At 66.2% G+C, this 25720-nt stretch carries 20 protein-coding genes; 9 read left to right on the top strand and 11 right to left on the bottom strand.

All coding sequences use genetic code 11. The features are described from left to right. Positions 1-387: 387 nt before the first annotated feature. The 6 genes from PV766_RS16660 to PV766_RS16685 form a co-directional block, all read right to left on the bottom strand. Positions 388-2259 carry a M12 family metallopeptidase gene (locus PV766_RS16660; protein ID WP_421097452.1) on the bottom strand — a complete coding sequence of 624 codons (1872 nt, stop codon included), beginning with the start codon at positions 2257-2259 and terminating at the stop codon, positions 388-390. A 105-nt stretch (positions 2260-2364) separates the two neighbouring features. Next, positions 2365-2682, bottom strand: a complete 318-nt coding sequence (locus PV766_RS16665; protein WP_421097453.1) for a hypothetical protein — start codon at positions 2680-2682, stop codon at positions 2365-2367. Positions 2683-2729: 47 nt separating this feature from the next. Next, positions 2730-3782, bottom strand: a complete 1053-nt coding sequence (locus PV766_RS16670; RefSeq protein WP_421097454.1) for a DNA/RNA non-specific endonuclease — start codon at positions 3780-3782, stop codon at positions 2730-2732. Further along, entirely contained in the window at positions 3733-4587 is an 855-nt protein-coding gene (locus PV766_RS16675; RefSeq protein WP_421097455.1) for a hypothetical protein, read from the bottom strand. Before PV766_RS16675 ends, PV766_RS16670 begins: the two co-directional genes overlap by 50 nt. A 66-nt stretch (positions 4588-4653) precedes the next feature. After that, entirely contained in the window at positions 4654-5001 is a 348-nt protein-coding gene (locus PV766_RS16680) for a DUF1036 domain-containing protein (RefSeq protein WP_255162535.1), read from the bottom strand. A gap of 3 nt (positions 5002-5004) precedes the next feature. Then, complete coding sequence (locus PV766_RS16685) at positions 5005-5232, bottom strand: hypothetical protein (protein WP_421097456.1); 228 nt, start codon at positions 5230-5232, stop codon at positions 5005-5007. A gap of 691 nt (positions 5233-5923) precedes the next feature. Here PV766_RS16685 and PV766_RS16690 point away from each other — a divergent pair. From PV766_RS16690 to PV766_RS16700, 3 genes are all read left to right on the top strand, one after another. Then, positions 5924-6877: a hypothetical protein gene (locus PV766_RS16690; protein ID WP_421097457.1), complete on the top strand. Its 954-nt coding sequence runs from the start codon at positions 5924-5926 to the stop codon at positions 6875-6877. 107 nt (positions 6878-6984) lie between these two features. Then, positions 6985-8010 carry a DUF2235 domain-containing protein gene (locus tag PV766_RS16695; protein ID WP_421097458.1) on the top strand — a complete coding sequence of 342 codons (1026 nt, stop codon included), beginning with the start codon at positions 6985-6987 and terminating at the stop codon, positions 8008-8010. Between the two features lie 94 nt (positions 8011-8104). Continuing rightward, entirely contained in the window at positions 8105-9673 is a 1569-nt protein-coding gene (locus PV766_RS16700) for a peroxidase family protein (RefSeq protein WP_421097459.1), read from the top strand. 9 nt (positions 9674-9682) lie between these two features. On the opposite strand, the gene PV766_RS16705 is transcribed toward PV766_RS16700, so the two are convergent. The 3 genes from PV766_RS16705 to PV766_RS16715 form a co-directional block, all read right to left on the bottom strand. Further along, positions 9683-10648, bottom strand: a complete 966-nt coding sequence (locus tag PV766_RS16705) for an endonuclease/exonuclease/phosphatase family protein (protein ID WP_421097460.1) — start codon at positions 10646-10648, stop codon at positions 9683-9685. A 118-nt stretch (positions 10649-10766) separates the two neighbouring features. Beyond that, complete coding sequence (locus tag PV766_RS16710; RefSeq protein WP_421097461.1) at positions 10767-13361, bottom strand: LuxR C-terminal-related transcriptional regulator; 2595 nt, start codon at positions 13359-13361, stop codon at positions 10767-10769. 64 nt (positions 13362-13425) lie between these two features. Beyond that, positions 13426-14553, bottom strand: a complete 1128-nt coding sequence (locus PV766_RS16715) for a catalase family protein (protein WP_213931720.1) — start codon at positions 14551-14553, stop codon at positions 13426-13428. 340 nt (positions 14554-14893) lie between these two features. On the opposite strand from PV766_RS16715, the gene PV766_RS16720 reads away from it, so the two are divergent. Next, positions 14894-15259: a VOC family protein gene (locus PV766_RS16720; RefSeq protein WP_016935457.1), complete on the top strand. Its 366-nt coding sequence runs from the start codon at positions 14894-14896 to the stop codon at positions 15257-15259. 29 nt (positions 15260-15288) lie between these two features. Next, the gene (locus PV766_RS16725) at positions 15289-15678 is read left to right on the top strand and encodes a PPOX class F420-dependent oxidoreductase (RefSeq protein ID WP_129977885.1); all 390 of its coding nucleotides are present in this window, start codon (positions 15289-15291) and stop codon (positions 15676-15678) included. A 49-nt stretch (positions 15679-15727) separates the two neighbouring features. On the opposite strand, the gene PV766_RS16730 is transcribed toward PV766_RS16725, so the two are convergent. Then, entirely contained in the window at positions 15728-17242 is a 1515-nt protein-coding gene (locus PV766_RS16730; RefSeq protein ID WP_421097462.1) for an aldehyde dehydrogenase family protein, read from the bottom strand. A 383-nt stretch (positions 17243-17625) separates the two neighbouring features. Here PV766_RS16730 and PV766_RS16735 point away from each other — a divergent pair, with 383 nt between their 5' ends. Continuing rightward, positions 17626-19032, top strand: coding sequence for an FAD-binding oxidoreductase (locus tag PV766_RS16735; RefSeq protein ID WP_064063215.1), 1407 nt, complete (start codon positions 17626-17628; stop codon positions 19030-19032). A 33-nt stretch (positions 19033-19065) separates the two neighbouring features. Here the strand turns inward: PV766_RS16735 and PV766_RS16740 are convergent, their stop codons facing one another. Further along, the gene (locus PV766_RS16740) at positions 19066-20610 is read right to left on the bottom strand and encodes an HD domain-containing phosphohydrolase (RefSeq protein WP_421097463.1); all 1545 of its coding nucleotides are present in this window, start codon (positions 20608-20610) and stop codon (positions 19066-19068) included. A 110-nt stretch (positions 20611-20720) separates the two neighbouring features. On the opposite strand from PV766_RS16740, the gene PV766_RS16745 reads away from it, so the two are divergent. The 3 genes from PV766_RS16745 to PV766_RS16755 all read left to right on the top strand — a co-directional run bounded on the left by PV766_RS16745 (position 20721) and on the right by PV766_RS16755 (position 25719). Next, a complete protein-coding gene (locus PV766_RS16745; RefSeq protein WP_421097464.1) occupies positions 20721-21458 on the top strand; it encodes a hypothetical protein in 738 nt (245 codons plus the stop codon). Between the two features lie 333 nt (positions 21459-21791). After that, entirely contained in the window at positions 21792-22907 is a 1116-nt protein-coding gene (locus PV766_RS16750; protein ID WP_421097465.1) for a hypothetical protein, read from the top strand. Next, positions 22894-25719, top strand: coding sequence for an FtsW/RodA/SpoVE family cell cycle protein (locus tag PV766_RS16755; RefSeq protein WP_421097466.1), 2826 nt, complete (start codon positions 22894-22896; stop codon positions 25717-25719). The genes PV766_RS16750 and PV766_RS16755 overlap by 14 nt, the downstream gene beginning before the upstream one ends. Position 25720: the final 1 nt, after the last annotated feature.

Raw genomic sequence — 25720 nt, forward strand, 5'->3', positions numbered from 1 at the left:
GCCGCTCGAGCCTGAGGCTTTCGCGCTACGAATTCTGAACTGCAGGTCGTGCGGTGAGAGCGTTCGGCCGATGCGGTTCTCCTGTCAATCCGAATCGCTCATCGAAGATGTCCTGCGACGTGAGAGCCATCTATTGCTCGGCTCAAGCATGGGACGAGCAGCATCGTGACATTTGGCCACTGTTTGTGGGGCGGATCCGAATGGAGATAGGGACAACGAGCGGCCGGCAATGATCGAACCCGAATTCGATACGTAGACATAGGGGAGCGCAGTGGGCTTCCTCGCGCCCTGAGCCGAGGTTAGCTCGCGTTACGCGCGGGGCGAGTCTCGGTTCAGCGCGTGAGAGATAGACGGGCGCAGGCGACTCGGACGGCATGGGGGTTCTGATTACGACCCCTTCCACCACGACGTGTACACGCGACCGTCGTTGCCGCAGATGACAGCGTCGAGGTTCTTCGGGCCCCGCGCGATCGCCGTCACCTTGCGACCTGCCGGGAACACCCCGCCGATGTTGCGCCATCGGTCGCCGATGCCGGACCAATCGCCGCCCTGGTACCACCACGACGTGTAGACGCGGCCGTCGTTGCCACAGATGAACAGGTCGATGCTGTCGCGGGACTTGGCAACCGCGCTTACCGGCGCGCCTCTCGGGAAGACGCCGCCGATGTTCCGCCACGTGTTGTTCACGCCCGACCAGTCGCCACCCTGGTACCACCAGGAGGTGTAGACGCGGGCGTCGTTGCCGGTGATGAACGCATCGAGGTTTCCGGCACTGCGTGAGGTGACCGCGACGGGTGCGCCCGGTGGGAAGAAACCGCCGATCGAACGCCAGCGGTCGCCGATGCCGGACCAGTCGCCGCCCTGATACCACCAGGACGTGTACACGCGACCGTCGTTGCCGGTGATGAACAGGTCGATGCTGTTCGGCGACTTGGCGATCGCGGTGACCGGTGCGCCCTTCGGGAACACGCCACCGATGTTGCGCCAGTTGTTGTTGATGCCGGACCAATCGCCGCCCTGGTACCACCAGGAGGTGTAGACGCGGCCGTCGTTTCCGGTGACGAACAGATCGAGATTCCCAGGGCTCCGTGAAGTGACCGAGATGGGTGCGCCGGGAGGGAAGAACCCGCCGATGGAGCGCCAGCGGTCGCCCAGGCCCGACCAGTCGCTGCCGTAGTACCACCAGGAGGTGTAGACACGGCCGTCGTTGCCGGTGATGAACAGGTCGATGCTGTTCGACGACTTGGCGATCGCGGTGACCGGCGCGCCCTTGGGGAAGACACCACCGATGTTCCGCCATCGATCGCCGATACCCGACCAGTCGTTGCCCTGGTACCACCAGGACGTGTAGACGCGACCGTCGTTGCCCGTAATGAACGCATCGAGGTTGCCGGCGCCACGTGAAGTGACGGACAGCGGTGCCCCCGGTGGGAAGACGCCGCCGATGTTGCGCCATCGGTCACCGATGCCCGACCAGTCGGGATACAGCGCGTGCACCGCGGTGATGTCGCCGCGCGACAGTCCGTTCCGTTGCCCCATCACCACACCGGGAGGTAGCGGAACTCTCGGCACGATGGTGGGTTGCCCGTTGGTGCTGAAGGCCGTCGCCGAATAGTGCATGACGGAAGCGAAGTCGTATGCGCCGATATCGTCGCCGTCGGTGATGTGCTGGTCGAAATTGTGCGCACTGGCGGGATCGATGTTCGCGAACCGGATCTCGACCAGAGTGTTGCGGTCCTCGCGGCTCTGTTCGTGCCACAATCCCAGCGCGTGGGCCATCTCGTGGACGACGGTGCCGACAGGGGCATTGGCGGTGATCTCGATGTCCTGACGACCACCGCGCATACCGACCGGTGACCGGCTCGCTGTGCTCGGGCGGAACCGAACGAAGTTCGCGTGCCCCGCACGCGCGATGAACCGTATTCGGGTGTTGACATTCCAGTGCGCTACCGCATCCGTGATGCGCTGGGCGTTGGGGAATGAGGGGTCGACCTCGAACGGGACGGTCGCGTTCGGCCAGCGCAGGTGAGCTCCCGTGACGCCGATCCCTTCGGGATCGGCCTGTGCTGCGACCTCCTCGACCGTACCCAGCACGATGTCGCCTTCGAACACGGCCAGGCCGTCCACGTCGGCGTACCGGACTTCCCGATCACCGTCGGCGGTGTGGACGACGGCCGTGCCGGCGACCGGTCCCGATTGATACTCGCCGGTGTCGCCGTAGTCCTCGGCGTGGGTGAGTGGTGCTTCGTAGATGGACATGGGATGTGTTCCTTCCGTGGGGTGCGAACCGTCCCGGTCGGGAGTCGATTCGTTCGGTACGGGATCCGATGACCTTCTCCCGTAGAGGTTGTGATCGCAGAGTCGTCAGGTGACCACGCCGACCGGCACTGTGAGCGGACCGGCGTCACCGGTCACCGGCACCGGTATCGACCGGGTCGACAGCAGGTCGCCGACCGCGACCACACCGTCACCGACGAGGTTGACGTGGCAACGCAACGACAGTGCCGTAGCAGCAGACACTTCCGGTGCGTCGAGTACGAAGGGGATACGCCCCCCGGGCCGCACTGGAATGCCTTCCATCTCGACACTCGCCAGCACAGGCGCAGTCCCGTCCGCGTACGACACGTCCCTGACCTCCACCACGACCCGCGCCGTCGTGGTGGGTGCATCGGTCGGAATCATCACGACTCCGCGGACACGCCTCACGCGTCCTCGCATCGGTTGAGCCGTCACCAGTGGATGGCGGCCACCGAATCCAGTGGCTCGGCGATCGTCTCCGCCGCGACCTGCAGATCCGCATCACGCAACGCCTGCGGGAACCGCAGCAATGCGCGCTGTTCGATCTCGGCCAGCGGAACCTGGAAGACCCGGAACTCGTCGAGGTCGAGCACCTCGAGCTGGTCGAGGTTCTGGCTCAGCAGGAAGCCTCGGGCCTCGAGCTCGCCGTTCTCCATGAACACGAGCACTTTCCAGAACTCACGCGGGATCTTCACCCTCCTGAACTCGCGGTCGTCGTCCGCGAACACCGGGCCGCCGAACGCCGACACCTTCAGATCGTCGACCTCCACATCAGCGAAGACCGCGTCCTCGAGCTTGCCCCAGACGCCATCGCGGGCACTCTGGTTGAAGTCGTCCATCTGCGGGGTGATGTTGGTGTAGAAGAACGAATCGGTGTTCGCCTTCGTTGCTTCGCTCGTGCTGCCCCATAACAGGTCGGCGCGTCGTGCGAGGTGCCCGCGATCGAGTCGGTTCGCTCGGTACAGCTCGTTGCCGACCTGGGTGTCCGCCGCCAGACGTGGATCCTTGACGAAGTCGATGTTCTTTCGGCTGAGCTTCTTCATCGAACCGCCGTCGATGTTCCACGCCACCCATGCCGCGAACCGGCGCGACTTGCGCATTGCCAGCGAGAAGTGCGTGTAGTGCAGTACCTCGGACCCGTCGTTCGCCTTCGCGATGTCGGGCTTCACCTCGGCCGTCACGTCGGGAAGCGGGACGGGCGTCGACAGGAAGTTCGGGTCGTAGCCGACGGCCGCGACCGCCTCTTCCGACACGGGCGGGGTAAGGGTCACGCCCAGCTTCTCGAAGACGGACTGCGGCAGGCATGCCAGCGCGTGCTCGTCGGAGCTGCCGTTCGCTTCGCCGGCGAAATGCAGCCCGGCCAGGACGGTGGTCGCCGCGCCGGTTCCGGACCGGAACATCCACGCGGAACCCGAGTCGCCGCCGCTGCTGATCTCACCGTCGGCTGCCGGGGTGCTTCGGGTCGGGTCCGATCTCGAACCCACCGATGGACTTCGTGCCGAACCCTCGATACGTGATCTTGGCGATCACGTCGACACGACGCACCAGACCGTGGGTGATGCCGGTGGTGCGACCGCTCTTGATCACCGTGTCACCGAGCTCGGGTTCTCCGATCGCGTCCGGCACGACGCCGAGCCCGCAGATCTCCGGATCGAACTGCCGATCCTCGATCGTCGCCACGGCACAGTCCCCGGCCGGCCCCAGATGCGACCGCACGAGTCGTCCTACCCGGTTGTCGTCGATGCGGTTGTCGTCGTGCGGACCGGGTTGGACGATCGTGTCACCCACCCGACCGGTCGCGTTGTGCAGCACGTGCCAGTTGCTGAGCATGTACGGGGTGTGGTTGTCGACGTCGTAGACGATGCATCCGATCGTCCCGGCACTGACACTCGTGTGCCCGACGCTCACACCCGGGACGATCGGATCCAGCCGCGTCTTCCGGGGCGGCGTCGCTGCCTCCGGGACGCGGCGGAATGCGGGTTCGTACGATCGTTCGATCACATCGGTCGGAACCTCCACACCGTTCACGGTGATGCTCTCGGGAAGAGGGGAGGTGCCCAGTGCTTCGAGAGCCTCGGGCTCCGATACCTTCTCGTTCACCGTGAACTGCACGGCGAGCTCGTCGGTCGGTTTGCCGTCCACGTGTTTGTACCCGACGCCGACGGACGAGACGTTCGGATCGTCGAGGTAGTCGGCGCCCTTGCTGCGGATGAACTTCCGCAGAGCGACGGCGAGGTCGTCCTTCTCGGGGCGGGGTGTGCGACCGTTTCCGCGATTCTTTGTAACCATGTTCGATCCTTGTGGGTACGACGCGACGATGACGCGACGCCGTCGGGTGGATGAATCGGAAGCCGATCAGCTGAAGACGACCGTGTGATCCAGGCTCGTGGTGGGAACGATCAGCTTCTGGAGACCGCGGTCGGTTCCCGACGAGCCGGCGGTGTTCCAGCACCAGTCGAATGCCTGCTGCGGCAGGTTGGTGACGAACGGTCCGCTCCATTCCGGGCTGCCGCCTTCTCCGTGCGCGTAGAAGAAGAACTTGCTACCACCGACGAATCCCGACCGGACTTTGGCCGTGGCACCCGGTGTGAGCCGCCACCAGCCCTTCTTCGCCCAGTCGCCGCCGTCCGGGCATCCCGGTGAACTGTATGCATATGCAACCCAGACGGATTCGCCCGTCCGATTGCGGAAGAAGAGTCCCATGATCTATTCCTGTGTCGTGAGCGGTGGGTCGGCCGGCAGATCGGCGTCCCCGTTGTCGTCGGTGGACTCGTTCGAGCCGGGGAAGTGCTCCGAGGCGGTTGCCGTGGAGGCCCGCGAGTCGGTATCGGGTTTGTCGACGGTCGGTGTCACCGGCATCGATTCGTCGGCCAGGGAGAGTGCGGCAGCCTCGGCTTCGTCCAACAGCCGCCACTGTCCGGGTTGTGTACTCATTCTCGAGACTCCGATCTGGAGGAACGCGGATCCGTCCGCGGTCTGTGAGAAGAAAGCTACGAGCGCACAAGCGCTCCGGGGAGAGTAGGCGGCTACTCGATTCGTGGTGGGACAGTGCATTCGGCACTGCGGGATGGGGTCATTGCCTCCGTCACTGCGAACCGTGCACGGGGTCGTGCCTCGTGTGGCGAACGAGTAGTGGAGTACTCGTGTCGGGACGTATCCGTCGGTTCTACGGTCAACGCGGATCGAAGAATTGCAGGAGCTCCCAACAGAGGTTGCGAGATGCGCACGCTCGAAGGCTTCAGAACAACGTCACGGTTCCGCACGACGCTTGCTTCCGCGGCGTTGGTGTTGTGTGCCGCGGGTACTGCCGGGTGCGATCGCACCACGGAGGAATCTCGTATACCCGCATCGTCGGTAACCCGGGGTCCGGTCCCGACCTTATCGGAGTCCGTATCCACGACGGTCGAGGCCACCGGTTGGTTTGAGGCGACGTCGCCAATTGGGGCTACACCATACGTAGTTCCGGAACGCTCGGTTGGCTCCGAGCCTGCGTCGGCAGACCCTTTTCTCGGCCCAACATTCGAGTCGCCCTCGATAGCGCCGACAGAGGTAGAAATGACGTCGAGTCCCCAGCCGGGTGTGCGGGGTGCCGAAGAACCATCTCCCGGGCATGCGCCGACCCCTCATGAGTGACGAAATAACCCGGACAACGGGATATCCGACGCACATGTGGGTCGGCCTGCTCGCCGGCATCGTCGCGCCGACGACCTTGCTGACGGGTCTGTGCTACTACTTCGGTTTCGTCTCCGCCCGAGCGTATTTCGCGTACTTCGGTGTCGACACGGGCGCCTTCGGTTTCACGACGGCCGACTACGTGTTGCGCAGCGTCAGCGTCCTGTATCCCACGCTCGTCTCGTTCCTCGCGGTGGCGTGTATGGCGTTCTGGATCCGCACCTACGGTCTGCGGTTGGTTAGGCGAGGCCGGCAACGTCGAGTCGTTCGGCGCGCCGGATGGAGCGCGATCGGCGTGGGAGTCCTGCTCGTGGCCCTGTCGGTGTCGGCTGTGATGGTGCCGCGGTTCTCCCCGGTGCGCAGCGCGACCCTCGTTCCGATCTTCCTGGCGGTGGGAGCGGTACTGGTCATCGTCGGAGTCGGCATCCGGTCGGCGTTGGGGACGGACGGCGTCTCGACGGTGTCGGCGGCGGAGCGCTCGACCTGGTTGTTCGCGGGTGTTGCGCTCGTGTTGGCGCTGTTCTGGTGCACCAACATCTTCGCCACCGAGTACGGACGTGGTCAGGCGCAGAACGTCGCGGCCGACCTGTGGGACAAGGAGACCGTCGTCGTCCTGGACACCGCCGATCGCCTGTATGCGCCTGCGAACCTCGTCCACGAGACGGTTCTCGATCCGAGTTCGGAGGAACGATTCGGTTATCGGTACCAATGCCTGAGAACGCTGTTGGTCGGACAGAACTACTGGGTGCTGCTGCCTGCGCGGTGGACGACCCAGTACGGATACGTCCTGGTTCTCCCTGTCGACGAGTACTCGCGCATCAGCATGACGCGGCTGGAAGGGATCGACGAGACCGACGCGGCGAACTGGGATGGGGAATGGACGTGCCCGGAGGTCGCCCCGTTCTGAGACGCCACGTGACCACATTCGCGTAGCGCACTACTCGTGCCTGCCGCACCCCGCCGCGTGACGATCGTTGCACCAGCTTCGAACCGATGCGGCAAGGACGAATCGACATGCCGAAGAACATCATCTATTGCGCTGACGGAACCTGGAACTCGGGAGAGCGTACGCGCACGAATGTGTACCGCTTCCACGAAGCGCTGGCGACGACCACCACTCAGGACAAGATCTACGACCCCGGAGTGGGTACGGAAGGGAACCTGCTGTCCCGCGTGCGCGGTGGCGCCTTCGGGCACGGTCTGATCGAGAACGTACGGGAAGGCTACGGACGTATCGCCGACGTCTTCGAAGAAGGTGACCGTCTCTTCCTCGTCGGCTTCAGCCGCGGCGCGTACACCGCGCGGAGCCTCGGCGGCATGATTGCCTACTGCGGGCTGCCGTCCCGTCGTCCCACCGATCGCCTCGTCGACCAGGCCTTCCATGCCTACCGCAACCGGACAGGCGACGACTCGAAGTGGGCCGGTCCTCGTGACGGAATCCGCATGGTCGACGGGCACATCGAGATGATCGGCGTGTGGGACACGGTCGGAACACTCGGAATCCCGGGTGCGCTCTTCGGCCGACTCGACCAGAAGGACTACGGCTTCCTGGATACCCGGCTCCATCGGGACGTCAAGGCCGGCTACCACGCGCTGTCGCTCGACGAGCGGCGCCGCCAGTTCCCACCGACTCTCTGGGAAGGCCCGGCGGCGGACGGACAGACCATCGAACAGGTGTGGTTCGCGGGAGTGCATTGCGACGTCGGCGGTGGCTTCCCGACGACCTCGCTCGCCGACATCAGCCTCGCCTGGATGTTGTCGAACGCCGAAAGGCACGGCGTCGAGATCGACCCGGCCGTCGCGGCGACCTATCCCGCACTCCTGCTGGATTGCACCGCGGCGCTCGGACCGGTCAACGAGTCGTGGAATCCCCTGTGGGGCTTCCCGCATCGCCGGACGGTGGGGGACGATGCGCGCGTGGCCGACTCGGTGGTCTTCCGGGTGACCATGAACTCCCGGTACTCACCTCCGCTGACCATGGACAACAACCCCCGGCGGCTGTCGGCGTCGTACCGGCTCGCCTCGGTGGTTCGCATCTAGCCGGTCTCCACCGGCATCGATATCGACGACGGGAACCTCGATGTTCACACCTTTGCTGTTACCGACTCGCCGTCCACGTCGGCACCACTCCACGATGAAGTTGTCGCCCCTGCTCTCCGGTCGCCTCCCGTGGATCGGGGCCGAGGTGGTCGGGCGGATCCCGGTCGCTCGACGGCAGGCCAGCAGACTGGCGATCGAGAAGTATGCCAACGCTGTGCCGCCGCGTCCGCGCCCGCTGACGCTGGCTGCCGACTACACGACGTGGACGAGTCTGACCGACCGCACCTACAGCGGTCGTCACCTCCCTCCGTCCACCACACCGCCGGAGGAATTGCCGGCGGTCGGGGACGTGGTAGCGCTGTTCCGGCGCACCCGTGAGATTCCCTCGACCGACACGAGTGTGTGGTTCGCGTTCTTCGCGCAGTGGTTCACCGACAGCTTCCTGCGCACGAACAGGAAGGACCCGCGGAAGAACGACTCGAACCACGAGATCGACCTGTGTCAGATCTACGGGGTGAATCAGGACAAGACTGCGATGCTGCGGGCAGGCTACGGGGGTCGCCTCGACAGTCAGGTCATCGACGAGGAGGAATATCCGCCCTTCCTGTTCGCCGAGCGCAAGCCGGGGGAGGAGCTCCGGTTCGTTCCGAAGTTCGCGAAACTGCACAACCGGAAGTACCTGCTGGAGACGGTTCTCCGACTGTGCCCGGACGAGCGGAAGGGGTCGGTGTTCGCGGTCGGACTCGAGCACGGCAACAGCACGATCGGCAACACCGTGCTGAACGTGCTGTTCCTCCGCGAACACAACCGGATCGCCGGCATTCTCGAAGGCGCGTACCCGGAGTGGGACGACGACCGGTTGTTCGAGACCACCCGCAACATCATGATCGTCATCCTGTTGAAGATCGTCATCGAGGAGTACATCAAACACATCGGACCGTTCGACTTCCCGATCGAGTTCGTCCCGTTCATGGCGGACAGAGCGCCGTGGAACAGAACGAACTGGTGTGCAATCGAATTCAACCTCCTGTACCGGTGGCATTCGTTGATTCCGGATTCGGTGGTGTTCGATTCGCAGCGGGTGAGTACGCGGATATTCGTCGACAACAATCCCTTGGTGATCGACAGGGGCATCGAGTCGATCATCGACCAGTGCTCGCGACAGAAGGCGTCGAGGATCGGCCTCGGGAACACCCCGGCCTTCCTGGTCGACCGTCATCCGATGTGCCCCGACCGTGAGTCGGTGGAGGAGAGGACCGTCGGGCTGATGCGTCAGGCGCGGCTGCGTTCGTTCAACGACTACCGGGAGGCGTTCGGACTCGGACGACTGACGAGCTTCGCCGAACTCACCGGGGACGTCGAGGTGCAGCAGAAGCTCGCGCGGCTCTACGGCGATGTCGACGCGGTCGAGTGGTACGTGGGGATCTTCGCCGAGGACTATCCCCGGCACCGCATGATGGGGGAGCTGCTGACCACGATGGTCGCCCACGACGCGTTCACGCAGGCGTTCACGAACCCGCTGCTGGCGCGCCACGTCTACCACGAGGACACCTTCTCCGAGGTCGGTATGGGGATCATCGAGCAGACGCACTGCCTGCAGCAGATCGTCGAACGAAACTCGAGCACCTGCGACAAGGCGTACGCGAGCTTCCGCATCGAGTGAGCGGGCCTGTCAGAGGAGACGCACGACGACCGGCGCGTGATCGGAGTTCACTGTGGCCCGCCGCAAGCGGGGGTCTGCGGTGATTCCGGTCAGCGCATCGGTGACCGCTGTGGCGGACTCGAGGTGGTCGAGCAGCCGATGGCTGACGAGGATGTGGTCGATCAGCTCGGGTTGTCCCTCGAAGATCCGCGAGAAGCGGTGCTCCTCGGGAATCAATGAGGCGACGTTCCACAGGCGGGTCCGGTCGCCGTGGTCGGGACGAGGGAACCCGGCGGTGCCGATCTGGGAGCCGGGCGGCCCGTGGAGCACCCGGGTGGTGGCGGCGTCGGCGGTGTCGTTGAGGTCGCCGAGCACGATGACGGCGGGATCGTCGCGCGGCGGCCGGTCCTCGATCGCACCGTCGAGCAGAGCGGTCGCCGCTGCTCGCACGGTGGCGGCTTCGGCTGCCCGCCGGTAGAGCGCGTAGACACCGAAGCGGGCACGTTCGTCCTCGTCGCGTGGAGCGAACCGGTTACCGGGATAGGTGAGCAGCTTGGACTTCAGATGCGCGGTGATCAGATCGAGCACACCGATCTCCGTCGCGACCCGAACCCTCAACGCGCCCCGTCCCATTCGCGTGGCGAAGCTGCCGGACGCAGATCCGTCGGCCACCCGCACGGATCCCAGTGGCTCCGGAAAGACGGTGATCTCGGACGAGTCGAGAAACGCCGGTCGGGACACGAAACCCACCCGGATCCCGCGCGGATTCGGATGGGCGGACAGGCATCGGTGCCAGTGGTCGGGTAGCAGGGCGACGAGGTCGTCGAGGGCGGCAGGGTCACCGACCTCCTGGACCGCGAGGATGTCGGCGTCGACTTCGGTCACGATGTCGGCGAGAGTGTCGAGCTTGCGCTGGTAGACCTCGTCGTTCGGAGGTCCGGATTCGTGCCCCGGACGGTACAGGTTCTCCAGGTTCCACGTCGCAACGGTGACCATGCGCTCCTCCCGGGATCTCCGCGTCGTCACGATGCGGATCCGGACGGCGCTGCGTTCTTCTCCCCAGCATGGAGGGCTGCCGTCGGCATGTCGCGAGTAGCGCACTACTCGTCGAGCGTCACTCGTCCTCGTTGCGCATCAAGCGTCCGAGCTGCTCGCGATCGCAAACACCGAGCTTGATACATGCCCGATAGAGATGGCCTTCGACGGTGCGGACCGACACGAACAGTCGCTCGGAGATCTGCCGGTTCGTCAGACCCGTGGCGACGAGCGCGGCGATCTCACGCTCGCGGGCGGTCAACGGCAAAGGGTGGGCCGCAGACTGGATCGCAGGTGTCGTGATCCCACCGCAGCGAGCGGCGAATTTGAATGCCCGGGCGGCGGATTCGGTGCTCTGTCGCCTGTCGCCGTCGTGCGTGTGGGCGGACGCCGCGAGCGCTGCGGCATCCGCAGCGTGAAGGAACAGCCCATGTTGCTCGAAGTCGTCGCTGACCGCGTCCAGTTCGGCCGCATCCGCCTTGGCCACTGCGGCCGCGTGGCGGGCTTGGAGCGACGCCACCGGACCGTCGACGTGGTCGACGAGTTCGGCCAGGCGGCCCGCGACACTGCGGTCTCCGAAGCGCGCGGCGTCGTGAAGGGCGTCGGCCTCGACGGCGTACTGCCCGGACGTGCGGGCGGCCTCGGCGGCTTCGCGGGCGAAGGCGACGCTGCGCTGCTCGGAGTTCTCGGCGGCAGCCAGCCAGGACTGTGCGATCAACCGGGTGGGACGATGGATCGCCGTGTGAAGTCCGGTGTGTTCGTCGGCGTCGTCGAGGACACGCTGTGCGTGCTGGGGTTGCCCGAGTACGGCGTACGCCTTGGCCAGAAGAATGGTTGCGGGCACTCGCCACGGCAGGGGAACTTCGGCCGTGAGCGCAGCCAGCGCCTGTTCGATCTCCGAGACGACCTCGGGAAAGCAACCGCGGTTCGTGTGGATCACGGCGGCCATGATCTTGGAGATCGCCCATGCGAGGTACTGACCGGACGAGGAGAAGTGCGAGATCTCGGCGACCCGCTCTTCCGCCAGCGCGAGGTCGCCGATCTGGGCGAGGGCGACGACGTCGCCGTACCGGATCATCGTACGGATCATGCCGTCGGTCGATTTGCGCATGTCGAAGCAGCGGCGAGCGATGGGTTCGAATTCGCTGCCGCGACCGGCGACCGTCATGGCCAGTCCCGCGCTGAAGGCAGCCCATTCGACCGCCTGGGCCAGTGCGTCCGGGTCGGACAGGACTTCGGCGGAAAGCGCGAGTCCCTCGTCGAGCTTGTTCTCGTGGACGGCGACCGAGGCCGTCACCGCGTCGACGAGCGTGCGCAACGCGGGGTGGTGGGTCCGCTCGCGCAGCAGGTCGAGGATCTCGTGGGCGCGCTCGACCTCACCGAGCGACCAGAAGAGGATGGATACCTGCGGCATGCCCCACTGGATGAGCTCGAGTTCGTTCATGCCCTCCGGGTCGAATCGGGACAGTGTCTTCTCGGCGCGTCCGGGGTGGCCCTGCCACAGGAGCGCGCGGGCCAGCAGTTCGGCGGCGGCGATACCGCCCCCGCGCTCGCAGGCCCGGCGGGCGATGCGTTCACCGAGCGGATGATTCGACAACGAGACCGCGTCGCGCGCCGCGGTGACGAGCAGTTCGGTGTCGGGAGGGCGATTGCTGCCCATGTAGAGCTCGGCGAGGCGGATGCGTTCCGCAGCGGTACTCGTCCCGCGTTGCTGTAGCTCGTCGACGAGCCGCCCGCGGAGCCTGCGGGCCGATGCGGTGCCCATGCGTCCCCGCACGACCTCGCCGAGCAGGGGATGACTGAATCGCACGTCGAGCCGGGAGCCGTCGGGTTCGATGCGGATCAGGTCGCGCATCTCGGCCGCGTCCACGGCGTCCTCGCCGGCGATACGGAGCAGAATGTCGAGGTCGAGCGGCTCGCACAAGGCGAGCGGTCCGAGAGCGGTACGGACCTCCCGGCCGGCGCGATCGAGGCGCGATTCCAGCAGTTCGGTGAGCCCGGGTGTTGCGGCGGTCTGCCCGCGGAGCTGCCACACACCGGATACCTGCACCAGATGTCCCGCATCGAGGGCACCTTCGACGAGATGCCGGAGGAACAGCGCATTGCCGCCGGACATCTCCCACATGACGTCGGCGCTCAGTTCCTCGAGTTGCCCGTCGAGGACGGACCGGACGAGACGGATGCTCTCCTCTTTGGTGAACGGACGTAGTTCGATGCGCCGCAGGTAGTCGTCCTTCCACAGCGAGGTGACGGCGTCGGGGACGGGTTCGCCGGAGCGGATCGTGGCGATGATCCGCACCGTGTGTTCGATCGCGAGCTGCTGGAGCAGGGTCGCCGACAGCTGGTCGAGCAGATGCGCGTCGTCGACACCGAGCACGATGTCTCCCTGCCGCAGGAGAGACCGTCGAGCGGATCCGACCAATGCGACGGCGTCGCGGGTCGTGGACGGATCGACGAGCGGGGCGAACGCACCGAGTGGAATGCTGCGTGCCGACTCGGTGCCCGCCACCCACTGCACGGGCGAACCGAGGGAATCGGCGACGAGGTGCGCGAGCGTGGTCTTGCCGACCCCGGCGGCGCCGATCAGGATGGCGCCCTGACCGTCTCCGGTCAGCTCGGATCGGATCGTATCGAATTCGTCGGGACGATCGACCAACTGCCAATTGATGGCCACGGTAACTCAGTATAAGGAGGCCGGGAGCGTAAAAATATGGTTCGAGCAGTGCGAATACAGCTCACTATTCGGGAATATCGGAAATTGTGGTCGGTTCCACGCGGTCGATTCCGTTCTTGCGGTGCCTGAATTCGCTCGACGCGTTGTAGACGCGAAGTTTCAGCCGATTGATCGAGCCCAACGGACGATGATCTGCGAGACCGGTCCACGAATTGAACGACACGACGTCTTCGGCGTAGGTGCGCAGCGCCGTGCTGCTGGTGTCCTGTCGGGGAATCCGAATTCGGGCCACCGGAACATGCCGTGACTCGCCCGTGGCCCACTGCACGGTGGCATCCTCGATCGGCATCTTCTCGGTGTCGGTGCAGAGCTGGACGCGGACCTCGTAGTCGGCACTGGTGTGCGCGAAGAACTGCTCGACGGACAGGCGATGCGCGTCGTCGCCGGCGCTGCGAGGAATGCGTTGTCCGGTGAGGCTCTTGACCGAATCCGAGAGGGGAGTGATGCAGATTTTGGCGACATGGTCGCCGTAACGAAGCGCCGCCGCCGAATGATAGGTCTCACCGAGGACGTGGTCGTTCGGTCGCGCAAACAATTGCACATCGTTCGGGAGGGTGAGGTGCAGTGGCGTGAAGATCCGCGAAGCGCCTCGGGCGAGAAAGCAGGCTGTCCGAAGCAGGGGGTCGGGAGTGCGTGCAAGGATCTTTGCGAACCGCATTCCCTTGCCGGCGTACGAACGCACATCGGCGAACGGGAACGTATCGCTGTTCACCAGAATGAAATCCTGATTCGTGTGTCCGTCCGGGATGATCCGGTCACCGCTCACACCCAGAACCTTGATCGCCATTCCGCGGACTCCGCCCACCTGATCGCTGCGAAGCGCGCCTGCCGTGCTGGACAAGCGAACGAGTACCGGATATGTCCGGGCTTTCGCGAACAGTCCCTGCCGATAGGGCCGGGGCAGATTCGGATACACGGTCAGTTCCCCGCGCATGACACCGAGCCCTTTGGCGTGGGCGTCGCGGATCGCATGCTTGTACTTCTCGGCGGCCCACTCGTTGTTACGGTGCAGCGACTCGACGATCCGCTCGATCAGGGCATCTTCGTCGGGGTCTCGTCGTTCCAGGTCGTCGCTGTAGCGGACGAAGGTGGGTGCGAGTTTCGGGTGGGCCGTGGAATTGGTGAGAGACATGAGTTCTCCGATTGTCGGGACGGGCCGATCCGTGGATACGAGTCTGGCGGGGGCGAACCCGCGGGGCATGAGTAGTGGTGTACTCGAATTCACGAATTGCTGGAGAACTTCGCTGCGAGACCGTCGACCATCATGAGCGGAACCCCCTCCGGAGGTGGGACGAAGCGATGACCCGATTTGGTGTTCTCGACGGCGTGTAAATCGGTCGAGAACACCAAATCGGGGTTACGGTGCGGTAGTGCCCAGGGAGAGCGGCCTCGTCTGTGATTACGGATTTGCGTGGGTTGGGCCCCACTGAGCGGGGTCGATCCCACCGAAGATCGTCGAAGGAGCGACCTGCATGCGTCCGACCGGCATCACCACGAACATCAACGTCCCGGATATCGGGGAAGCACGGAGTTTCTACATGGACTATCTGGGGCTGAGCGTCGAAGAGATGAACCTCGGGTGGGTCGCGCGGTTCACCACTCCGGACGGTCGTGCCGTCGTCCAGTTGGTCAGCGGCGACGAGACCGCTCCCGTGGACTCGTCCATCTCGGTTCACGTCGGCGACGAGGTGGAGGCCGCCTACGAGGAAGCGCAGCGTCGAGGGTTCGAGATCGTCCATCCGCTGACCACGGAGCCGTGGGGCGTACGGCGGTTCTTCGTGCGCGCACCGGATGGCACGGTCGTCAATGTCGTCAGCCACTCCGACGATCCACAATAGAAGGACCCGTCGAGACGAGGATCAGTGACATGGCAGGAAACGCTCCGAACCGATTCGCCGACGAGAAGGTCGTGCAACTCCAGACGCGTAAGCGCGACGGCACGTGGGTGGACACCCCCGTCAACCTCGTCGTCGAAGCCGATCACGCCTATTTCCGCACGCCGGGCAAGGCGTCGAAGAACAAACGGCTCCGTAATTACCCCGAAGTCCGCATCCGTCCTTGCACGTGGTCGGGCAAACCGACAGGTGCGCCCGCCCGGGCGACGGCCCGGCTGTTGTCCGGTGACGAGTCGAAGCATGCCGGCGATCTCATCGACAAGAAGTTCCCGGTCGTGCAGCACATCGGCGTCCATCTCGCACATCGCCTGATGCGGACGGCGGCGTTGCACTACGAGTTGACAGATATCACCGACTTGTAGATCCATCCGTCCGATAGCGTCCGGGCGAAGGGAATGCCCCGGTTCGAGATCACCATGCGTGACGCATCCGGAACATACGTTTCGCGATCCTCATGTCCCGCTCGGGAGTGTCGACCGCGAACAGGGCCAGTGGGGCGCGGAACCGTTCCACCGTCACCGCGTGCGGCCGGCTGAACTCGCGCAGGCCATCGGCGCCGTGGATCCTGCCGAAGCCCGACTCGCCGATACCGCCGAAGGGGAGGGCGGGTACCGCGCCGAAGCTGAAGACACTGTTCACCGCGACTGCGCCACTACGGATCCGGCGTGCCGCCTTCAAGCCTCGTTTCTTGCTGCGCGTGAACACCGCCGCGCCGAGACCGTAGTGCGTGCCGTTGGCCCGTTCGACGGCTTCGTCGAGGTCACGGACCGGATCGACGACGACCGTCGGCCCGAACGTTTCCTCCTGAACAGCGGGGGAGTCGTCCGGCACGTCCTTCAGGATGACGGGTTCGATGTATCGCTCCCGGACCGAATCGAGACTGCCCATGACGGCCGTTGCACCGTGGTCCAGCGCGTCGCGGAGGTGGCGTCGCACCACCTCGATCTGCCGCGGCAAGGTCATCGGACCGTATGTGGCGGTGTCCTCCGGGCCCGGACGGGCGCGGGAGAGGGCGGCGGCGAGCTTGTCGACGAACTGCTGGTATACCGGATCGGCGACATAGATACGTTCAACACTCGCGCATGCCTGTCCTGCGTTCAGGACCGTGCCGAACGCAGCGGCTTCCGCTGCCTTGTCGAGGTCGGCATCCTCGGCGACGATCACAGCGTCCTTACCGCCGCACTCGGCGACCATGGGCGTCAGCGTCTCGGCGCATACGGCCATCACCTTGCGTGCGGTGGCACCGGAACCGGTGAAGGCGATCTTGTCGACGCCTACCCGCGCAAGCGAAGTACCCGTGTCGCCGAAACCTGTGATCACCTGGAGAACCGGATGGCCGGGAGCGACGGAGTTCCAAGTCTTCTCGAACCACATGCCGACACCCGGTGTCAGTTCGGACGGCTTGAATACCACAGCGTTACCCGCAGCGAGAGCGTACGAGATCGACCCCATCGGCGTGAACGCAGGAAAGTTCCACGGACCGATGACCCCGACGACACCGAGGGGCAGGTACTCGAGGATCGCCTTCTGGTTCATCGACGGCAGGGCGGAGGAAACGCGCCGGGGCCCCAGAACTTTCGAGGCGTTCCGTGCGGCCCAGTCGAGGTGCTCGACGGTGAGCATCACTTCGATGAATCCGTCGTCGTGCGGTTTTCCGGTCTCGGCGGAGATGAGTGAAGCCAATGAATCTGCCTCACCGGCAATGGCTTTCTTGAAATCGAGGAGAACATCGCGCCGACCTCGGAAACCGATCTCGTCCCACCACCGTGCGGCGGAGCGGGCGCGCTCTACGGTGGCGGCTACCTCTGCGGCGCCGGTGATGCGGTACTGGCCCAGGGTTGTCCCGTCGCGCGGGTCGACGCTGGTGAACAGGCGGTCGGGATCGGTGGCGCCGGGAGGCGCCGAAGTAGCGATGTCGTGAGTCATGGTGAATGCGTCCTTCGTCGAGATCACGTCGGACCGAGCGGCGTGGTCGGGTGAGCGGATTCTCGATGGGCGCCGAAAGAAGCGTATCCCCGCAGTTCGCAGACAGTCCAGACGGCGTGCCCGAAACAGATGTGTGTGGCCTCGACCCCGGATAGCGGGGTCGGATCCACACAAGTCGCGTCAGGCCGGTACCGCCCCGTTTCTTGCGCGCCACGATCAACCCGGCCGCCCTTGTGGCACCCCGAGAGCCGGACGTACGGTTGATGGGTCCAAAGCAACCCTGGGTCGGTAATAGTGGGGTTCGACGATGGAACAGTATGTTTTCGCGCCGAAATGCGCGTCGTCACCCCAGCGCCAGGTAGTGCCGGCAGGAGGAGACGCTCATGACCTACACGACCGGCGGTGACGTCGGGACCCTGCGAACCACGATGGCGGGGCCGGTTCTCGGTCCCGACGATGCGGGCTATGACGAGGCGCGGCGGGTGTGGAACGCCGACATCGATCGTCACCCGGCCATGATCGCGAGATGTCGTGACACCGCCGACGTGGTGGCGGCGGTTGCCTTCGCGACCGAGCACGCGATGGAGATCGCTGTACGCGGGGGAGCGCACAGCACCGCGGGTTCCTCGGTTCTCGACGACGGCCTGGTGATAGACCTCGGCCCGATCAACCACGTAGCTGTCGATCCGGATACCAGGCGGGTGCGGGTCGGGGCCGGCGCGCTGCTGAGTGATCTCGATGCCGCTACCCAAGCCCACGGGCTGGCCGTCCCGGCCGGGCTGATCAGTCACACCGGGGTTGCGGGACTGACCCTCGGCGGGGGGATGGGCTGGCTTACCCGTCAAGCCGGGTTGAGCATCGACAACCTCGTCTCCGCCGAGGTAGTCACTGCCGACGGCCGGATCCTGCGGACCTCCGCGGACGAGTACCCGGATCTGTTCTGGGCGATCCGCGGAGGCGGAGGAAACTTCGGTGTCGTGACCGAGTTCGAGTTCCGCCTGCACGAGGTAGGACCGGTCGTACAGTTCGGGATGCTGTTCTGGGGGCTGGACCAGGGCGCCGAGGTGCTGCGACTCGCCCGGGAGGTCATCGACACGCTGCCGCGCGAACTCAACATCGTGATCGCAGGACTCAACGCCCCGCCGGCTCCCTTCGTGCCCGAGAAGTACCACTTCCAGCCCGGCTACGCCCTCGTCGTGACCGGTTTCGGAACACCGCAGACACACCACGACCTCCTGGCACGGATTCGCGACACGCTCCCGCCGCTGTTCGAGTTCGTCACCCCGATGCCTTACGTCGACTTGCAGCGGCTCCTCGACGAGAGCACCGCGTGGGGCCTGTACTGCTACGACAAGAGCTGCTATCTCGAAGCCCTCACCGACGAAGCGATCGCCGTGGTCACTGAGCATCTGCCCAGGAAGAACTCGCCGCTGTCGATGATGTTGTTCTACCGGCTGGACGAGGCGTACTGCGAAGCCGGGGACGACGACACCGCCTTCGGTGGGGAACGCACCCCTCGCTTCGCCGCCTTCCTGGCCGGTGTCTGTCCCACTTCCGACCTGCTGCCGGCCGAGCGCACCTGGGTCCGTTCCCTCTGGCAGGCTCTGCGCCCGCATTCGGTCGGGATCGGTTCCTACGTGAACGCGATGAGCGAGTTCGAGCAGGAGCAGGTGCAGGCCACCTACGGCCTCACCAAGTACGCGCGCTTGGTCGAGATCAAGAGAAAGTACGATCCGGACAACGTTTTTCACCGCAACGCCAACATCGAACCCCGTGGTGATCACGCCTGATCGAGGCCCCATGGTGCCATCGTCCTGCCGCTCTCAGGACAAGCCGAGGTCGATGGCCGCGAGCCCCGCTTGGGTACGGTTGTGGACGTCGAGCTTGGTGTACAGGTGCTCGACGTGATTGCGGGTCGTCTTGTGCGCGATGCCCAGCTCGTCGGCGATCTGCCGGTTCGAGTATCCCAGAGCGACGAGTCTGAGGACTTCCACCTCACGCCCCGTCAATCCCGCAGGCCAGGGGGCACGGCGCTTCGTCGGATGTCCGGCCGCGACCAGCACGGCCTCGACGGCTTCGGTGTCGAATCGACCGGCTTCCGCGTCACGGCACATCCGGGCCGCGGCAGTCTCGGCCGTCAGTGCCCTGCGGTGCGGCCGAGGTTCTCGTAGGCGCTGGTAGGTTTCCGCGGCGGCGAGGATTCGCGCCGTCGCGCCCAGGTCGGCGGCCCGGAGCCCACCGGGATAGCCGGAACCGTCGAGTCGCTCTCGGTGCGTCACAGCGACGGCGACGACGGACTCCAACCCACCGACGCGGCTGAGGATCCGTCCGGTCAGATACGGGTACAAGCGGAGCCGTTCCCATTCCGCCGTGGTGAGCGGATCGATCTTCTCCCAGATCTGGTTGGGCACACCCATCCGTCCCAGTCCGTGCACGAGCCCGGCGCGGTAGAGGAGTTCGACCTCGGCGACCGGAAGCCCGCGATGCCGGCCCGCTGCCGCCGCCAGATCCGCGACGCGCCGCGAATGTCCCAGTAGATACGGACATTTGAGGTCGACGAAATCTGCCATCGCGCGCAGCATCTCGTCCAGTTCGGGCTTGCTCACTGTGTAATCCCGATCGGATGCCTGGGCCAGCGCCGCCGACCACGCGTCCTGTTCGAGCACTCCCGTGGTGATCGCGTCGACAGCGTCGACGAAGACCTGCACCACGTGGGGTCCGAACTGGGTTCCGCTGCGCGCACGAGCAACAGCGCCCGCCTGTGCCGGCCCACCGGGCCGTAGGTGCACTTCGGCCACGTCGGCCAGGTGCACGATCTGCATCTCGACGGGAATCTCGTCGCCGCGCGCGCCCGAAGGTAGCCCTGCGCCGTCCCAGCGCTCGAAGGTGAAGGCGAGCATCGATCCCACCTCCGGATCCAGACCGACCCGATCGGAGAGGACACTCGCGGACCCGCAGTGGGACCGGATGAGTTCGGACATCTGCCGCCGCGCGGTGAACAGGAAGGCGGTGGCATGGAGGAATCGCTCCGTGTGAGGCAGTCCCCGCCCGACATGACTCATCAGTAGCCGTAGGAACGGTAATCCCGTCATGTCCACCGCGTAGGTGTCGGCGCGGAAGGTGATGTCGTCGCCGAACATCCGTGCCAGTTCGTGCGAATCGGCGTGGCATCCGATCCACGCGACCAGATCGGCGTAGAACACCACGTCGCGCTGATCTGCAGTCAACTCCATCCGGTCGGCGATACGCGTGGCGATCACGGCCGAGCGCAGCATGTGCTCCATCGGCTGACCGAGACCCAGATCGATCGCGAGGGACAGCGCGGCGACCAGTTCCGCTCGTCGCGGACCGTCCCCTGTGGACGTCATGGGATCAGTGTCCTCGCACAGTTCCGGGTTCGAAAGATGAGGCAGCGGCCTCATGACGTGCGGGGGCGGTGAGCCCAGGATCGAAGTACCCGCAATTCAGGAGGACGATCATGACCATCACCCCGCACGCAGCCGCCGAGAGGCCCTGCGAACTGCCCCGGGTTTCCGGAGAGCGTTTCGCCGGCTACGCCGTGATCGGCGCGCCGTTCGCGAGCGGCCATTATCTCGCGCTGCGCAGATTCCCGACCACCAGCATCGGCGACGGCTTCACGTCCGTATGGCACCGCGACCCGGAGGGCACGTGGACGGTGTACAGCGACGTCCCGCCGGAGCTGAGCTGCCCTCGTTATCTCGGTCACGCGTTGAACCGAACGGAGCAGACCGACGTGCGTGCCGAATGGACCGGGCCGGCCGCCCTGCATGTGACGGCCGGTACCGAACTGGAGTGGGATCTCCGGATGACCACATCGCCGGCGACCACCGTCATGACCGCGGCGGGCAGTCTGATGCCCGATGTGCTCCGGCACAGTCCGACGGTGCTGGCCGCGATGGGGCGTCTCGCCGGACCGGTGCTCGGCGCCGGCCGGGTGCGGCTCGGTGGGCACCTGCCGAACGGGCAGTGGTTCCGGGCCGACCCGCGACAACTGTGGGTTGCCCATACCGAGCACGCCGTGGTCCGTGGAGTGGATCTCGGTCCGGAAGGTCCCCTGAGCCGGCAGGACCGCCTCGGCGACTTCCGGCTCCCGCAGCGCGGACTGTTCGCGACGGTGCAGGTGTGGCTCGAACCGTACGACGCCCGGCGCCACTTCCCGGCACGTCCCCACACGGTGCAGGCGGGCGGCGAGTGATCGGTGGATGTTCCCGGCGGTAACAGCTTTGGGACAGATGTGTCACAAGGTTTCGTTCGAAAGCCGAGGCAACTCGTGCGCAAATGACACACAATGAATTTCGGCAGCACGTCGTCGAGGGGGAAAGGTACTCCCAGATCAATTCACCCGCCCGCTCCGGTCTGGCTGACACTTGCGGGAGGCCTGGCGTTTTCGGGATGCGCGATGATCGAAGCAGTCTTGGGAATCCATGCGAGAGACCACGAGCCCGTCGAGGTTCGCTCCGGACCGGACACACGAGTGGACGACGACGCAGGGGGCGGCGGCGTAGAACTCGGAAGACTGCTTGCCGTCGTGACTTTGACGTCTGCGCAGGCCGCGCTGCTCGTCACCGACGCGGTCGATCAACTCGAACTCGCGCACGGCCGGGGCCATCATCCGATCCGCCTCCGAGGCGATGCCGTGATGGTGTCCGAGAACGGAGAGCTCACCATCGACAGCGCCGGAAGTGCGGGATCCTGGGACGAGGTGCGTGATGCGACGACAGGTCTGCTCCGCCGGATCGTGACGAACTGCCGTAACGACGCGCTTGCCGATCGGGTGGACGCGGCGATCGCCGAATCGTCGGATCCGGTCGGCCTGGCGAGACGGGTCCGTTATGCTGCCGCAACGGAATTCGACGAGACCGAGAGGGAAAGGAAGCGGTCTCAGATCGTCGCGCTCGTCTCCGCAGTGAAGGGGCACGCCCGTTCGGAGCGCGATATCGCGGAACGGGCGAACATGCCGCTCCCGACGACGGAGCGGGCTCGTACCCCGAACCGCCCGCGCCCACCCGCCGGGAAGGTGTGGCATCGCAAGAAGAGGCGCCTGTCGCCGCGCCGGTGGATCATCGCGCTGATCGCGATCCTCGCGCTCGTCGCGGTGGCGTGGGTGGCTCCCACCGCATGGTCGGAACTGAACCGCGGCTGGCACACCCTCCTCGACCCGGTGGACTCGTCGATGGACGATCGGATCGATCCCGTCTCGCCACCCCCTCCGATTCCGCCGGTGCCCGAAGCCGCACCGGGAGCCGTCGAACCGGGGCCCGTCACCACCGCACTTCCGGGTGCCGCCGGACCGGTCACGCAGGTCGCCGCAAGCTTCGCGAACGGTCCGTGCGAGCCGGGACGATCGTGCACCGTCCGCGTCGATGTCGGACTCGACCCGGCAGCGAATGTCGGTGCGGTGGCCTGGAATCTGACGGTCTACGACCGATGCACGGGTGTGACCCAGCCGGGCGGGGAGATCACGGTGCCGGTGCCGCCGGGCGCGCCGGAGGCATACGGCATCGGCAGCGTCGACCTGCCGCCCGGGCCGGCACTGGCGGTCGCCGCGGTCACCACCGTCCCCGCAGTGGCCGCGTCCGAACCGTTGTACCTTCCCGCCGAAAATGCCGGCTGCGTGCCCGGGGGCACTCGTGACGGCGGTTAGGCACCCATCCGATCCCTGGCTCGTCACGGCGGTCGTCGCGCTGGTCGCACTCGGCATGCTCAACATGATCTCGACCGGCATGTCGTCGCTCGCCGTGCGTCACGCCGCGATCGCCGCAGTGGGACTCGGCGCGATGTGGGCGACTTCCCGCATGCGGATCGCCGCCCTGAGTCGTTTCGGCTGGGCGTTGTTCACAGCCTCGGTGGTCCTGCTCGCGGCGGTGCCGTTGATCGGCATCGCGACCAAAGGCGCCCAGCGCTGGCTGAACCTGGGTGTCTTCACCCTGCAGCCCTCCGAGATCGCCAAGCTCGCCCTGGTTCTGGTGCCCGCCGCGATACTGGCCGGCGGATACACGCTCGGCAGGTTCGTGGGGGTCCTGATCGTGTCGGCGTTGCCGATCGCGCTGGTGGCGTTGCAGCCCGACCTGTCGACAGCCGTGGTGCTCGTGGCCACCGTGCTGCTCATGCTGGTCCTGGGGCGGGTGCCGCTGCGTTCGCTGTTCCCGTTGTTCGCACTCGGGCTCGCCTCGCTGCCCCTGGCCGTGCTGTTCCTGCGTCCGTACCAGCTCGAGCGGATCCACGTCTTCCTGTCGGGCGGCGGCGCCGACCCCCAGGGGTCGGGTTGGGCGGCATGGCAGGCGGACATCGCGATCGGCAGTGCGGGCTGGTGGGGTCTCGGGCGCGAACCGGACTACGACCTCAGGGCCCAGTACCTGCCCGAATCGCAGCACGATCTGGCCTTCGCGAGCCTGGTGTACGGGTGGGGCCTGGCGGCCGGAATCGCCGTCGTGCTGGCCGTCGTGATCATCGTGTGGCGTTCGGTGGTCGCCGCCCGCACGGCACGGACGCGGGAGGCGGCACTCGTCGCCGCGGGCGTCGGCGGGCTGTTCGGGCTGCACACCGCGGTGTCGGTGGCCCAGAGCCTGTCGCTGCTGCCGCACACCGGCATGCCGATTCCCGTCTTCAGTTACGGGGGCACCGCCTCGATCGTCGGATTCGTGTCCATCGGCCTCGTTCTCGCGGTACGTCGCGACGGTGTGACCCGGCAGCTGTGGGCCACCGAATCCACGAAGCGGCGCCTGCCGCGGGGTGTCACGGCGGGGGCAGTGGTGACGACGGCCTCGCTCGTCGCGATGTCGGTGTTCGCCTACCAGCTGCAGACCGACCACGGCACCGAACTGCGCGCGACCAGCGACACACAGATGTTGCGCTGCATCCGTCTACCCGCCGAACGCGGGCAGATCCTCGACCGGGCCGGCGTTCCGGTCGCGACCAATGTCGCCGAGTACACCGTCGCGGTGGTCGCCCGGATGTTCGCCGAGAGCAACCCGTCGGCGCACCACGAACTCGCCGCGCTGCTCGGCATCACTCCGGAACAGCTCGAGGAGGAACTCCGGAGCGACGGGGAACTGCAGGTCGTGCTCGGACGTGTCGGGCCCGACCAGGCCCGGACGATCGTCGACGCCCGGCTGCCGTGGGTGCTGGTCTACCCGACCGGACGCAGGCGGTACCCGCACGGGGAAGTGCTCGCGTCGCTCCTCGGGTACGTCGGGGTCGCGGACCGGCAGGACATGCAGGTCTGGCCGACCCTCGCGCTCGGATCGCGGGTCGGCAAGGCGGGACTGGAACGGCAGTACGACGCGCTGCTGCGCGGCGTCGACGGTCGCCAGTGCGTGTACGTCGATCCGTCCGGGCGCCCGGTGGGCACGGGGGAGCGGGTCGATCCGATACACGGCCACGACCTGCGGCTGCACCTCGACCTCGGTATGCAGCAGGCCGCGACCGAGGCCCTCGCCCAGGCGGTGCGCACCAGTGGAGGCGACCTCGGCGCGGCGGTCGTGATGGACGCCCGCACCGGTGCGGTGCTGGCGCTGGCGAGCGTGCCGGGCTACGACAACAACGTCTACGGACCTCCGGCCGATCCGGCCGCGATCGAAGCGCAGACCGCGGGATCGGGGCCGGGCCGCATGCTGAACCACGCCGTCCAGACGGCGGTGCCGCCGGGCTCGACGTTCAAGATCGTGACGGCGTCGACGAACGCAGCTTTCGATGTGCTGTCACCGGACGCGTACCTGGCGGGCGGCGCTGCCTACACCTACGGCGGTCACACCTTCGCAAACTGGCAGCCGATGGGCCCGAACAATCTGCTCGGGGCGATCCAGTGGTCCGACAACGTGTACTTCTACCAACTGGCCGACCTCCTCGGTCCCTACCGCATCGCGGAGACCGCCGCCGAACTCGGGGTGGGCGCTCCCTCGGGGATCGACCTGCCCGCCGAATCCACGGGTTTCCTCGGCACCCCGGACAACGTCGAGAGCATCGGAGGTGCCTGGTATCCGGGCTCGACCCTGTTGATGGGTATCGGTCAGGGCACCGTCACGGCGACCCCGATCCAGGTCGCGCGGTGGACGGCGGGTATCGCGTCGGGTCAGGTGGTGACCCCGCAACTCGCCGCCGCCTACGGCCCCGGTGATGCGGTTCCGATTCCCACCGGGGCGCCGCACCGGCTGTCGTTCGCGGACAAGCTCGAACCGGTGCGGGCGGGCATGCGGGCGTCCGCCTCGGCCGGCACCGCCGGTCAGCTTGCGAGCCTGCCGGTCTCGGCCGCCGCCAAGACCGGTACGGCGGAGGATCCGTCGGCCCCCGGAAAGGGTCTCAACGCGTGGTTCTCCGCGGTGGTACCGGCCGAGGCACCGGAGGTCGTGGTGACGGCACTGGTGCGCGGTGGCGGGTTCGGTTCGGCCACCTCCGGGCCGGTGGTGAAGGGTCTGCTCGAGCGTTACCTCGCGCAGACCCGGGCACCGAATCCGTAAG

It is taken from the genome of Rhodococcus sp. As11, from assembly GCF_048957735.1.
GTDB classification, from domain to species: domain Bacteria; phylum Actinomycetota; class Actinomycetes; order Mycobacteriales; family Mycobacteriaceae; genus Rhodococcus; species Rhodococcus gordoniae.